The organism is Viscerimonas tarda (genome assembly GCF_054601255.1).
Genome location: NZ_BAAHWV010000053.1, coordinates 1 through 14121 on the forward strand (window position 1 = coordinate 1; position 14121 = coordinate 14121).

At 40.1% G+C, this 14121-nt stretch carries 9 protein-coding genes; all 9 read right to left on the reverse strand.

Features of this window, described 5'->3' with window-relative positions:
- Positions 1-123: 123 nt before the first annotated feature.
- The gene (locus ACYPWY_RS14525) at positions 124-2115 is read right to left on the reverse strand and encodes a glycerophosphodiester phosphodiesterase family protein (protein ID WP_459686268.1); all 1992 of its coding nucleotides are present in this window, start codon (positions 2113-2115) and stop codon (positions 124-126) included.
- A 67-nt stretch (positions 2116-2182) separates the two neighbouring features.
- Positions 2183-3079, reverse strand: coding sequence for a glycerophosphodiester phosphodiesterase family protein (locus ACYPWY_RS14530; protein WP_459686269.1), 897 nt, complete (start codon positions 3077-3079; stop codon positions 2183-2185).
- Positions 3076-4578 carry an outer membrane protein assembly factor BamB family protein gene (locus ACYPWY_RS14535; protein WP_459686270.1) on the reverse strand — a complete coding sequence of 501 codons (1503 nt, stop codon included), beginning with the start codon at positions 4576-4578 and terminating at the stop codon, positions 3076-3078. Before ACYPWY_RS14535 ends, ACYPWY_RS14530 begins: the two co-directional genes overlap by 4 nt.
- A 30-nt stretch (positions 4579-4608) precedes the next feature.
- Positions 4609-5724, reverse strand: a complete 1116-nt coding sequence (locus tag ACYPWY_RS14540; RefSeq protein ID WP_459686271.1) for a glycerophosphodiester phosphodiesterase family protein — start codon at positions 5722-5724, stop codon at positions 4609-4611.
- A 2-nt stretch (positions 5725-5726) separates the two neighbouring features.
- On the reverse strand, positions 5727-7394 hold the full coding sequence (locus ACYPWY_RS14545) for an outer membrane protein assembly factor BamB family protein (protein ID WP_459686272.1): 1668 nt from the start codon (positions 7392-7394) through the stop codon (positions 5727-5729).
- Positions 7395-7426: 32 nt separating this feature from the next.
- Entirely contained in the window at positions 7427-8779 is a 1353-nt protein-coding gene (locus ACYPWY_RS14550) for a RagB/SusD family nutrient uptake outer membrane protein (protein WP_459686273.1), read from the reverse strand.
- Between the two features lie 11 nt (positions 8780-8790).
- Entirely contained in the window at positions 8791-12192 is a 3402-nt protein-coding gene (locus tag ACYPWY_RS14555) for a SusC/RagA family TonB-linked outer membrane protein (RefSeq protein WP_459686274.1), read from the reverse strand.
- Positions 12193-12206: 14 nt separating this feature from the next.
- Positions 12207-13244, reverse strand: coding sequence for a FecR family protein (locus ACYPWY_RS14560; protein ID WP_459686275.1), 1038 nt, complete (start codon positions 13242-13244; stop codon positions 12207-12209).
- A 142-nt stretch (positions 13245-13386) separates the two neighbouring features.
- The gene (locus ACYPWY_RS14565; RefSeq protein ID WP_459686276.1) at positions 13387-13977 is read right to left on the reverse strand and encodes an RNA polymerase sigma factor; all 591 of its coding nucleotides are present in this window, start codon (positions 13975-13977) and stop codon (positions 13387-13389) included.
- Between the last annotated feature and the right edge of the window lie 144 nt (positions 13978-14121).

The window sequence follows — 14121 nt, forward strand, 5'->3', positions numbered from 1 at the left end:
GTTGCCCTCGCTGGGCAACTGTTAATTCCAGTTTCTTTATCTTTCCCATTCCTAATTGTATATACCATACTAGAACGGAAAGACAAACTAAATATTTTATACAAACTAATTATGAACACTTACTTAATTAATAATTAGTTTTATTGTTTTTTGCCTTTCTCCTACTATTTTCAACAGATAAATACCTTGCGGCAGTTCCGTTGGAATTACCATACTTGGTTCAGTTTTTATCTTTTCTTGAAGCATTAAATGTCCTTGTAAATTATATAATAAAATGCCACTTTCTAAGTCTATTTTTTCTAAACCACGTATAATAATTGATGAAGCATCATAATTAGCATTAATAGAAATATTATCATCAATTATTATCTGATCTATTTTAGTGATATCCGATTCAGACCCTACAAATGACATCGTTTGCTGTGGCTGTGAAGAAAAGGCACTTTTAATTTGTTGCCAAACATCTGGTCTATCAGTAGTGATTACTGCAGTTGAAAAATAAGGAACACTCATCAATCCAAAGTGGTCTCCTCTGATATCTTGATCAACATTTTTCATTGACCATTCCGCCCAACGATTCACAACTCCTTTAGGTCCTACAGGCTCCTCTGAAAATATACCGGGACGGAACCCTTTAGAAGATACGTAATGCAACAAATTATCATAAGTAACATTATTTCTGACAAATGATTGTAAATATGGATCAGACAACAATTTAAAATTAGTTTCTATTGCCAAAACAGATGACTCGGCACTATTAATCCATGAATCAATAAAAGTACAGGCATTAGACAATGCATTTGCACTTGCATCCGGTTGTATCATAGGCATAAATAAAACTCTTTCCAATTTTTCGTCAGAAAGCCCTGTTGCCGTCTTTATTTCGCTATATGTATATGGTATTTTGAAAGCAATATAACTTAACATATCAAGACTTGCTGCTTGGGTATAACATTTCTTAAATATTTCGGCCCAACTATTTAGAATAGATTGCTGACCCGCGGTTGTTGTAGGATCATAATCACAATTGATGCATCCTCCTCCGGCAGTATTTTTCCTGAGAAGTCCTTTTATATCTATTAATACAACCATGTCTGATCGCTTCAAAATAGACAATAGTGATGCAAATCGCAAGTAATAATTCTCCATATTTTTAGCCATGTTTCCATCAGGTGGGATAGATCCATTACGTTTTCTTAATTTTAAATAACGAATTGAAGAGTAATTTAAATCAAACAGATAAGCAGGATTTTGCCCTGAATAATCTGACAATCTGTTAATATTATAATCATGACTTAAAATTAGCATGTTGTCTTGTGTCTTCATAACATCGACTTCGACAATAGGGGTTTGTAAATAGGCATTTTGTATTGCTCGTCTAGAATTTTCTTGATCTCCATATCCTAAATTTCCACCCCAAAGTCCTCTATGAGCAGCAATAATAAGATCAGAACCAATACTCGTATTCGGTGATTTTATCGTTTGCCACACATTACAAGGACAAAAAGACGCAACTTCTAAATCAGCGCAAAAATGATCTGGGGGAAAAAGAGGGTTAACTGCAATCTCCGGAGGTTCTATGTTAAAATTAGGTAATGTTATATTATTTTCGATACCGGGAATTTTAATGCTTGAGAATGTAGCATGATGCAGAATAACAATAACTTTGACTCCAATAGGTTCTTGTAATAGGGAATATGGAGAATCAGAGTTATTTCCATGATTATATTTATCAACTCCCAATGCAGACGATTTTATATCCTTACTATCCCATGTAGGTGGAGAATACATAAATTCTTCACTCCAAACAGGATCGTCGTGTACTACAGACAAGCCTTCATAGGTGGTTGACGTGTGATCTAAGTGCATTTCATAAAGGATTGTATTTCTCACAGTATCAACAACAAAAACATCAATTTTGCCACCTAAAGACTCATTAACACTACCAATAATACCTCCGTTAAGATCTGCTTGAAGAGAAAAAACGGAAGATACATCAAGACTTGCATCATACTCACGTGTTTTGCTTTCGTAACTTTGAGCAAAAGCGCAAATCCCAAATAAAAACATAACAACAAAAAGTTGCATGTGTTTTGTCAATTTTAAATGTTTCATAATATATTTTTAAAAAAATAAGTATTTTTCAATTTTCATATCAACAACATAAATACAAATTCATTGTTTAATCATGTTGTCCTCGTTTCTTTAAATAATCAATCAAATACGCCGGACGATCCGTCTGAATTATCTTTGCACCCAGCGTATCGATCAAATAACCATAGCCCGCATCGGGATTTTTCAGCGACATGTCATCGTCATGACCGCCCGCCATCGTATCCCACAGCGTATTGTACCAAATCAACGATTTGCCTGCCAATTGCGATTTCATTTGTTTAGGCAATGGATGGCTATCGTCCACAAACAACAGTTCAAATGCAACCGGATATAATTCTTTTACAAAGAGTTGTATCTGCTCTGCTGCACCTTCCGCGTCTAAATGCACGATGGGCATATAAATCACTTTGTCAAGATAAGTTCTGAATTGTTCTTTCACCTCTTCTGCCGATTTACCTCCTTTCATTATTATTTGTTTAGTTGTTCCTGTTTTTTCCAGCAAAGCATATACCTCATCAAAATAACGGTCTGCTTTATCTAAATTGACTAAGATACGCCCTTTCATCAACAAGAGTGCTTCTTCCAAAGTCGGCGCTTTTTCTTTTGTCTTGATGGCGCAACCGTTTTTTAAACGGAGTGTTTGAATGGAATCCAATGTCCATTCGGCAATTTTGCCTTTTCCGGTAGAAGTACGGTCGAGTGTTGCATCGTGCATCAAAATAAATTGTCCGTCTTTGGTGCGTTGAACATCCAATTCCACAATGTCCACGCCCATTTTAATGGCATTTTCAATGCCCGGCAACGAGTTTTCCGGGGCATTGCGCCAGTCGCCACGGTGGGCGGCAACGAAGACGTAATTGCCGGTGGAATTGTGCAATTTTTGCAGCAACGTATCTACTCTGGTTTGTGCTATTGCTGCCGTTTGAATAAACAGCAGCAATAGAAAACTGATTTTCTGTATCATTGTACAATTACTTTACTTGTGTTATCGCCTAATTTCACCAAATAAATTTGTGAAGATACTACAGGAAAAGAGTGTTGTCCTTTATTTACCCATTGCTTCAATATCAGTTGCCCAAACAAGTTATATATGGAAATTTCACCGTCTTGTGTGGCAATCAGTTCAATCGTTTTATTCCCTGCAAAGGCATGTAATTCTTCGGTATTTAGAATTGAAATATTTGTTCCAGGTTCAGTAGCAAGTTCGCTGCGTTGCAGACCCGAACGTTGTGCATTTCCACCTTTCATTGCCCAATAACTGTTTGCCGGTCCGGTTACTCCTGTTACATTCACTTTGAACAGGTAAATATCTCCTGCTGTTTTTCCTGCCAAATAGATAGAGCCATCATTTGCTATTGCAGGTGCTGACCATATTTTGGTTGTCGTGTTCGTTCCATCGCTCAATGCCGCTTTATAAATTTGGTCTGCACTCGTTGTTTTATCTTCTATGATATAATAATTTCCGGCATCATCTCCGAAATGGATATAACCCAAATTATCAATAGCCGGAACGCTGCCCGCATTTCCGTCTGTTGCAAATTCCCATTTAAGTGTTCCGTCAGGATTTAGGGCGAAGATTTTTTTATTTTCCGATCCGGCAATGTAAAGAGTTCCGTTTGCACCTATGGCAACTCCCGATTGTTCTATTTTACTCAAATTGGCAACGGAAGGATACGTCCAGTTAGCATCAAATGTAGGAGTTAGATGGAGAGATACAACTTTCCCGGAACCTGCTGCTGCCAATAAATTTCCGTCCCCATCCATAGCCGGAGAGCCTGCTGCATAATAATTGGTGGAAGGGTCTATCTTATAATTGCCTAAAAGAGTCGGCGCCAAATCGGCATCAATACTATTCAGATTGTATGCGTAGAAACCGGAATTTCCTGCTTGAGAATAGGAAACGTTATCCTGCGAAACAACAATCGACCCAAGTACACCTCCGGAAGGTTTGATGTAGGCTTTTCTTGTTCCTGTGGCTTTATCCACCAAATGAAGAGCGCCGTCTGTTCCGTTGTTGCCAACCAAAATATCGCCGTCCTTCGTTATCGCAGGAGTGACGTAAGTGATATTTGCTCCACTGCCAATGGTATATTTCCATTGTTCGGTTCCATTTGGATTGATGGCATACAGATAAGCAGGATCAGTGTTAGTTGTTCCAATAGGCACATAAACTACACCGTTGTTGCCAACTGCCAAACCGGTCCGGGAAGGATTTGATTTGGCTATTTCTAAATTGTAATTCCAAACCGATGTGCCATCAGAAGCGTTGAACGCATACAATTTTCCATCTGTGCCATTGGCATAATAAATAGTGTCGCCGCTGATACTTAATGCCGGAGAGGTACCTGAAGTGTCTCCTGTTCCACAACTGACTGTCCATTGAATATTAACACCGGGTTGGGCAAAACCAATCAAACTTGATGCTAATAATAAACTTGCTAATAATGAGTAATGTTTTTTCATGATAATTTAATTTGTAAGTTTTACATCTTGCTATTTTAAATAATTCTTAATAAGTTCTGTATAATCCGTTTGGATTATTTGCAACTGTATTTGTTTCATCTTGTCAATAGACGAGAAATGGTTTTGCAATACCGCATTGTCTCCTGCATCGTCTAATGAATTGGAATAAGTGACCATTTGCTTGGCACGAGCAGTTGCGATTAGCGAAGCGGCATCTGTTGCCTGATAATCTATCTGCGCGAGATACGTCAGGGATTTAGCAGACCAATAGCTGACATCCGTACTGTTTGAAATCCAAGGAAAAACAAGACTTTGCGTATTGTTGTTTTTTATCTGGCTTCCGGTTTCTTTGTTACTGCTGACATAAAAAAGTGCCCGATCAAGCATGTGCAGCGAATCAACTAATGCCACTAATTTACGCGGGTTTCCGATTTCGTTTACCTTGTCCAAATTGAAATATATCTTGCCTTGACCTGCCAATAAAGCTTCTTCCAAGGTGGGAATAGTATAATTTGTCAATGCTCCATTTGCAGCCCGCAGTTTATAACTTTTCAATTGCGCCAATGTTTTGTCTTTTACATTGCCCGATGCGTTGGTAGTACGAGTTATCGCAGCATCGTGCATCAATACAAAATGTCCGTCGGAAGTCGTGCGCACATCAATTTCCACCATATTGGCACCTGCTTCTATCGCTTGTTGAATGGCTTCCACCGAATTTTCGGGGATGCCGTTTTGTTTTCCTGCGTAGGTGTTGGCACGGTGGGCACAAAGCCATATTTCCGACGGATTGGAAACCAGTCTTTGTAATTCGGTATGTAAACTTTTTCCCATCACTTCCACGGGAACATGTACCGTTGCTTCACCTCCAGATCCGTCTGAAAACACCAACGTAACATTGTATTGCTTTTCAGTGATGTAAGTATGTTTAGCCAACGCATCGGTAGAAGTCGTGCCATCGCCGAAATCCCAAACCGGATTTCCGGAGATGTCTGATTGATAATAAAATTGCACTTCTTCGCCGATACATGGAACAGGATTCGATACAATCACTTTCGGTGCCGGTATTTCATGTTTAATCTCCTGATTTTGTCCGTCGCAGGACAAAATCAGGAAGGCTAAAATGACCAAACAGAATAATTTATTCATTTCTATTTTTGTGTATTTGTATGTTTGCGGTTTTGTCCGCGCATAGGCCACGCTGAATCGGCAACACCGGTAATGCCCGGATCGGTCAAAGCAACCAATGCACTTTTAGCATTGTCGTTCGTGTTGGTAATTCCAATGTAGATAACGCCATCATCGCCAATCGTGGGAGAGCTCCAGATTCTTCCGGTTTCCGCACTCCAATTTGTATTGCCATTTTCTGCAATTAGAGCCGCAATATCGCGTTTTACCACTAATTCGGCATTGCTTCCATTGGCTTTGACAACATAATAATTACCGGACTGCGTTCCGAAATGAATATTGCCTGCCTGGTCAATGGCTGCCGTCCCACTTACATCTTCCGGTATGCCGTATTGCCATTTAACACTTCCATCAGTAGGGTTGAGTGCAACGATTCCGCCATTGCTTTCTCCTTCAGCGCGTTTCAAACTGACAATTACTGTTCCGTCCGCAGCAATTACTACACCGCCCTGGTCAAGTTTACCGACTTCGCCCAATTGTGTTTCCCATACGGTTACGCCTTCGGCTGAGAAAGCCAATACCCGATTGTCATTTGCCGCAAAAGTGGCTGCAACATATACTGTTCCGTTGCTGCCAATGGCAGGAGAGCCGTTGGGATATTCCGATGTTTTATTCGGTGCTGTGGTGTACAGATTCCATGTCCATGTTGTGTTACCTCCTGCTGCTAAAGCGGATGCAGGAACGCCGAACAAGCCGTTGTTTTGTCCTGTCCAAATGAGTGTTTTGCTCTTGGTCATCACCAATCCACCGGAAACACCGCCTGCGGGACCGCCATCGCCGGTAGCATTGGCTACATAACCGTGTCTTGCACCTGTATTTTTGTTTACTGCAATTACAGACCCGGTAGAACCACCATTACCCATATACACATAATTTTCGTCCATCGGGCAAGTCAAATAATTGATGCGCGGCGTAGAGGCACTGCCTTTGTTCCAAAATCCGGTGTTAGCATCTCCTGCAACCACCCATTTTTTACTGCCATCTGGATTAACAGCATATACACGACCTGTTTTTCCACTGCTTTCGCCTGTTCCGACATAAATCACACCGTTATAAGCATCAATGGAGGGCGAACTAAGTGTGCGACCTTCGGGGGCTGCGCCATCGGCAGTTGTCCACAAGTCGAATGCCCATACTTGTTGTCCGGTTGCGGCATTGAATTTACGCAAGACATGGTCTTCGGATGTCATGTAAATGAAATTGTCATCACTCACAGCAGGCGTTACCGAACGGATTTCTCCGAGAGCGACTGATGATACCCATTTTAGTGTCAAATTACCGACACTCGGTATAGGCTCCGGCTCCACAACAACTACTTTTTGCGCCACGGCGCTTTTTCCTTTCGAGTCTGTAGCAATTAATTTTACAGAATAGGTACCGTTAGTTGTATAAACAACGGCAGGATTTTTTTCTGTTGACGTTGTTCCATCGCCTAACTCCCATAAAAAAGTATAGGAACCGGAACCACCGGTTGTTTCATTGGTCAACAAAATGGATTCATTGGCATAAAACGTTTTATCTTCCAATGAAAATTTCGCGATTAGCGCTGCATCATTCTCCTCTTCCGAACAGGAAGAAAAAGATAAAGCGAATACGGATAATAATCCGAATAAAATGTGTTCAAATCTCATAATTTATTGATTTTTAATTTATTATTAATTGTTTAATATTCCGGATTTTGAGGATAGTTGTTTTTTCCTGCCAAATCAATTTCATTTTGAGGAACAGGGAAATACATCAAATAATTTCTGCCGTTCAAACTTTTGAATAAATCCAAGCGGTTGGTACGTTTCAAGTCATACCAGCGTTGTCCTTCGCCGAAAAATTCGCGATGGCGTTCGTCCAAAATCAGGTTTTGAAAATCAATATCGCTAATAGATGCTGAAATTTCGTTGACTGTTTGATAACGTTTATCCAAAAATGCTTTTAACGATTGACGACCGTCAGGAGTGTTCTTTTGTGCTTCTGCTTTAATCAAGAGCATTTCAGCAATACGGGAAACAACTATCGGCGATTGTGCCGGATTGTCATTCACAATAAATTGTCCGGATTGTCCGTTGGCAAATTTCAATGTCCGTTGATTGTCGGTTGGACTGAATACAGTTTGCGCACGAATATCACCGCTCTTTTCCGCTTTGTCGGCATATAAATATGCGTAGCAATCGTTAGCAGGTGCATAATCCCAAGTCGGGTCGGTATCGTTCACTTTTTGATACATCAAAAGTGTCCCTGTACTGCGGGCATTCGCAAAAGCAAAAATGACTTCCTTGCTCTGCGTATTATGGACAAAAGAACTTGCATATTCTTCCGAATTGGAAGCTAAGGCAAAATTGGTTTTTGCAATTACTTTTCCTGCATATTCCGTTGCTTTTGCTTCATTCTTCAGACTGAGCCAGGTTTTTGCGAACAAGGCATTATTGGCACTTTGGGAAACATAATATTTATCGGAAAATTCGGGCAATAACTGTTCTGCTTTTCCCAAATCTTCGAGAATAAAATTCCACACATCGGCTTCCGGAGAAATTGGAACAATGTCATTCGTTCTTTTCTTCAAAACAGGAACGCCTCCCCAACGAATCACCATATTGTAATAAATCAATGCACGAAAATAGTAGCCTGTTCCGCCTGCCGTTTTTACGACATTACTCTCTTGATTATTGCTGCTTTCGCAGGTTTCAATCAAGAAATTGACTTGCTTGAGTGTCGTATAGGATTTTTGCCACAAACCAAGTATATCGCTCGAACTTGCGGTCATCAGCATCGGGTCGTTCAAGGCAAAGCCGGGGCCTCCCCGAAAATTTTCGCCTTTCACATCGCCGTCCAAATAAAACCGGAAGACAAATTCCTCCATAGCGGCATAAATGCCGTTGACCACCTTTCCCAAATCATCATCGCTTAATTGGTCGGATGCAATTTGATTTTTGGGACGAATGCTGTCCAATTCATCGGCACAACTATTCAGAAAAAGAGTACCCAAAATGATTAAGCTGATTGTAAATATATTTGCTTTTTTCATATCTGTATTTTTTAGAATTTAAGTGAAACACCTGCTACAAATGTCCGAAGTGACGGTTGCAATCCGAAATCAACACCGTAATTGGCTGCACCCGGTGTGCCTGTATAGGAAGATTCAGGGTCGTAGCCCGAATATTTTGTAAACGAAAACAGGTTATCTGCCGACACATATACCCGAAGTGAGGCAATTTTTGCTTTTTCCAACCAATTGTCAGGAAGCGTATAGCCTAATGTTACTGTTTTAATTTTAAAATAAGAAGCATCTTCCAAATATCGGGTGGATGTCAATACATTGTAATCGTAGCTGTATCCGGTATGTACGCCCAAACGAACAGGACGAGGAACGGTATTACTGCTTCCGGGACCTTGCCAATAATGGGTGGCAACCTCTTTGCTGACATTGAAAAATTGCTCTACCGATTCGCTTTTATCCGGAACTTTCACCGATGCGTAGGCAAGTCCGAGATGGTCGGTTCCTTCCACACCGTTTATCCCTTTCCATGCCGAAACGATTTTCCCGCCTATGGAATATTGAGAAAAAATAGAAAAATCAAATCCTTTGTAATTCATAGTAGAGGTAATACCGCCCACAAAATCAGGCGTTGCTTTGCCAATAATTTGCCGGTCGGCATCCGAAATGTCGCCATCTTTATTGAAATCATCATACATCACATCGCCGGCTCTCACTCCTTTGGCATACAGTTTGGCGGGAACGTCTTCATCATATTGATATATTCCGTTCATTTTCAACATATAGTACGAACTAACCGGCTCGCCGTTTTTTAAGATGTGCATCGCACCACCCAACAGATTACTGCCGCTGCTGGGTACGATATATTGGTCAACGCCATCAATCAAGGATAATAATTTATTTTTTACATACGAGATGTTTCCGCCTAAATCCCATTTGAAATCGCCGGTTAAGATTTTTCCGTTAATTCCAAATTCCAAGCCTTTATTTTCAATCGTTCCGATGTTCGATTGGATAACTGTATTTCCGGTAGTGGCATAAACCGGTTTATTGTATAATAAATCGCTGGTCTTTTGATAAAATGCGTCTATATTCAAGACAATCCTTGAATTGAGGAGTTCGACATCTGTTCCTATATTATATTGATTTGATTTTTCCCATTTCAGATTTTGAGCATCTTGCGAAATTTGAAATCCCGCCGCACCATTGTAAGAATTACCACCGGAACCGACTAATGACAAGGCGGCAAAATTACCTACACCTGCCATACTTCCGGTCATACCCCAACTGACCCGAAATTTCCAATCGTTGATATAGTCATTAAGATTGTAAAAATCTTCGTTGGAAATACGCCATGCAAAAGATGCCGACGGGAAATTGCCATATCTTGTCTTTTTGAAAAATCGGGAAGAACCATCTCTACGCATCGTTGTATTGAATATATAGCGATTGTCCCAATTCAAGGCAAGCCGTCCGAAATAGGATTCCAAGGCATATCCGGTATAATTTATACTACCGGCATAAATGTTGGCTCCGGCATTGATTACGTTAAAACTGGAAGATGGATACGCGCCATTCGCATAATTTTCACTTCTTGCGCCGAATTGTTCATATTCGTAATGTTCAAAGGAATGTCCCAACATGGCTGATGCCATTAATTTATTCCAATCGTAAGTATAGGAAAAGATATTGTCAATTACATAGCGGACACTTACGTCTTTTTGCTGACTGAGGGCAGACCATCCGTCATTGTTTTTCCGGGCATCGTGGCGGTCGGAAAGTTTTTTCGATTCGTTATCAAAGATGCCGTAAATGCTTACAGACGGTGTGTATTTGAATCCCTTAAAAGGCGTTATATCTAAACTGAAAACTCCTGAGAGTTGATTTTTTCGTTGTACCCAATCTTCCTCATTGATAAGCATTAGCGGATTATGGCGTAAAATCATGGTGCCGTTTACTTTGTAGGACGTACCGTCTTCCAAATAAGGCGAATACCACGGTTGTTCTTCACGTGCCGTGCGCAACACTTTCAGACTTGTACTTTCTTCTTCCAATACATCCTGTTTACTTATTGCTCCCGATATATTCATATTCAGTTTGAACATGTCATTTATTTTGTGTCCGAATTTAGCACGTAATGTATTTTGGGTATAATTACTTTTTATCAAATAACCCTGTTGATTGTCGTATCCATAAGAAGCATAAAAAGTAGTTTTGTCGCTTCCTCCGGAAATGCTCACAGAAGCTGCCTGTGAATGGGCTATGTCGCGAGAAATCAAATTTACCCAATTGGTATTTTCAATATTCGAAGGAGTATAAAATTTGAGATTGGTTTTCATCTGGACATTGTAATTATCCAAGGCTACCTGCATGGCGTTCGCGTATTCCGATGAATTTGCCATTGTAATATCCGAACTTATCACGCCAAATCCGGTTCTTGCGGAAAAATCAATTTGGGTTTTTCCTGACTTTCCTGCTTTTGTAGTGATGATAATAACCCCTGTATTAGCACGAGAGCCGTATATGGCGGCAGCGGAGGCATCTTTCAACACTTCCATGCTTTCAATATCATTGGGATTTAAACGCGGATATTTCTCACTCGGTATTCCATCCACTACATACAAAGGAGCACTGCTTCCGCTGATGGAACCCACTCCCCTGACAATGACATTCGGCTCTGCTCCGGGCGTACCGGAGGAACTGGAAATATTGACTCCGGTAACACGACCCTGCAACATTTTCACCGGATTGAAATCGTTGCCTTGGTCAACATCCGCCATTTTTAATTTGCTGATGGAAGTAGTTACCATCTTTTGAGATTGTGTACCATAACCGACAACAACCACTTCTTCAAGCAATTGTGTATCTTCCTGTAAAGTGATTTGAATGTTGGAATTTTCGCCTACCTTCACTACCTTAGATACATATCCGAGATAGGAGACCAGCAGCGAAGACCCAACAGGGACGTTAAGCGAAAATTGTCCGTCCACGTCCGTTGTCGTTCCGATGTTTGTGCCTTTCACGGCGACGTTTGCACCGATGATGGTTTCGCCGGTCGCATCAGTAACAATTCCTGCAAAAGTTTTATTTCTCACCTCTTTTTGTTCAGCCGTTTTGCGTACAATCAGGATATCGTTCTTTGATATCTGGAATTGCAATCCCAATGGCGTAAGCACTTTTTGCAAAAGGGATTCAATAACTTCGTCCGAAGCCGAATAAGTGATATGCCGCTCGTCGTCTATTGATTTGTCCCTGTAGGTAAACCGGTATTCGGACTGTTCTTCGATTTTGTCGAAAAATTGGCGGATAGGCACATCTTTAACATTCATGGTTATTTTCCCGCTTTGGGCAAAAGCGCCGGCATGAATGCCGAAAAAGAGAATTGCGAGATATAGCAAACGCATCACTCGTTTCTTACGTTTTTTGTACGGATAGTTTTTCATACTAAAAATAGAAATTATTTATGTTTATGATCGGACAAAATAAATAGATCACCTTTCTGCTCGTATTTTAATGCATAATGATTGGTCAGGATTTTTACCACGTCGCCAATATTGTCATCCTTGCCGATGCGACCGGAAAAGCGGTCGTTCAACAAATCGAGATTTCCTTCATACCGGAAATGAACGCCATATTTTCGTTCCACCTTTGCCAGTACATTGCGCAACGGCTCCGATTTGAAAGCAATTTCGCCGTCCAGCCATGCGGTTTCGTATTGGGTGTTGGTTTCCTGAACCGTGAGTTTACCGGTTGAAACATCGCAAACCACCTTTTCATTCGGTTTTACCGTTACCTGATAGCCGGGATTTTTTACGGAAGACGCCTTAACGCTTCCGGTAATCAAGGTCATTTCGACCAAATTTTCACTGTCGTAAGCGTAAACATTAAATGAAGTTCCGAGCACTTCAATGTTTATATGCTTTGTGTGAACAATAAATGGACGTTTTTTATCCTGTTTGACGTCAAAAAATGCTTCGCCCGAGAAATTGACAAAACGATTGCTTTCTCCGAAATTATTGGCATGACATAGCGTGGAACCTGAATTTAACCTTACGGACGTTCCATCGGGCAAAACAAATACGGCGTCCTGTCCATTGCCTACGTTCAATGTGATTTCGTTATTTCTGTAAACCATTAAATTTTGATTGCTCCGGTATAAATAAATACAAACTCCACTAAATAATACAAAAATGAATACGGCGGCAATGCGCAAGAATGCGCGAATGAAATGTTTGCGTAACGGAAGAATAACCGGTTTATTTTCTTTTTGTATAGTCTCTTCTATCCGTCGAATCATACGCATTTTCTGTTGTTCGGTCGGTAAAATCGGCGAATATTCATTATTCATCCAAATATTGCGTAAAGGTTCGTCTAATTCTTCGTTACAGGATATATTGACGATTGTTTTCAATTCTGATAACTCTTCGCTTGTAATATGCTTATTCGCATATTGAGCAAGCAAGTACTTTAAATCTCTTTTTTTGTTTTCTGTCATTTTTTTAGTTTACTTTTTTATCATTGATATATATTATACACATTGGATGCTGTTTTGTCCCAAAGATTTTTATATGTTATAAAACATGATTTTACAACATAGCGATGGTCTTAATTTAAGAAATTTAAGTCTGACGGAACGATTACAGGAAAAGAAAGATAAACAGCGCGATGAAATTTTTCATTTCGTTACGCAAAACATTTAAAGCGGTTGAAAGTTGATTGCGTACCGATTTTTCGGTTATCCCCAACCGGAGGGCGATAGCTTGAGTGGATTGTCCGAGTTCTTTATTCAGGTGGAATATTTCGAGTTGCCGGGCAGAAAGTTTCTTTTTTGCTTGATTGAGTTCTTCGCAAAATTCGCTGAAATCTAATTGTTTTTCGGTTGTGTTTTCCGCAAATTGCAGTTGGTTGGCATATTCGATGTATTCTGTAAAGACCGGGTGGTTGATTTGACGGCGAAATTCGTTCAGCATATAATTTCGTGCGATGGTAAATAAATAAGACTTGAACGAAGTTCCCCACTTAATAGTCGTTCGATTTTCCCATAGTCTGACAAATGTTTCCTGAACGATTTCTTCGGTAAAATCTTTAGAATATGTTAAACTGTAAATAAATGCATACAAATTGGGCAAATAGAATTCATACAAAACCGTATAAGCTTCGTGGGAACCCTCTTTTAACTGCTTTATACAATCGGATTCGTTTACCAATATGTCTCCAATATCAGGCACTTCCGGGTATTTTTGGCGCAAAAGTACGAAATAATTTTGGAATCTGTTTAAAACGGGTAACATATCATCATTATTTAGTTAGTATGAGCGAAGATTGCAGGGAGAATAACAGCTTTGTCAAATGCGGAGTAAAAGAAATATTTC

What these genes read in the sequence shown, in the direction of transcription:
- ACYPWY_RS14550 (WP_459686273.1), bottom strand. Translation starts at nt 8,779, where the DNA reads ATGAAAAAAGCAAATATATTTACAATCAGCTTAATCATTTTGGGTACT.
- ACYPWY_RS14540 (WP_459686271.1), bottom strand. Translation starts at nt 5,724, where the DNA reads ATGAATAAATTATTCTGTTTGGTCATTTTAGCCTTCCTGATTTTGTCC.
- ACYPWY_RS14545 (WP_459686272.1), bottom strand. Translation starts at nt 7,394, where the DNA reads ATGAGATTTGAACACATTTTATTCGGATTATTATCCGTATTCGCTTTA.
- ACYPWY_RS14560 (WP_459686275.1), bottom strand. Translation starts at nt 13,244, where the DNA reads ATGACAGAAAACAAAAAAAGAGATTTAAAGTACTTGCTTGCTCAATAT.
- ACYPWY_RS14525 (WP_459686268.1), bottom strand. Translation starts at nt 2,115, where the DNA reads ATGAAACATTTAAAATTGACAAAACACATGCAACTTTTTGTTGTTATG.
- ACYPWY_RS14535 (WP_459686270.1), bottom strand. Translation starts at nt 4,578, where the DNA reads ATGAAAAAACATTACTCATTATTAGCAAGTTTATTATTAGCATCAAGT.
- ACYPWY_RS14530 (WP_459686269.1), bottom strand. Translation starts at nt 3,079, where the DNA reads ATGATACAGAAAATCAGTTTTCTATTGCTGCTGTTTATTCAAACGGCA.
- ACYPWY_RS14555 (WP_459686274.1), bottom strand. Translation starts at nt 12,192, where the DNA reads ATGAAAAACTATCCGTACAAAAAACGTAAGAAACGAGTGATGCGTTTG.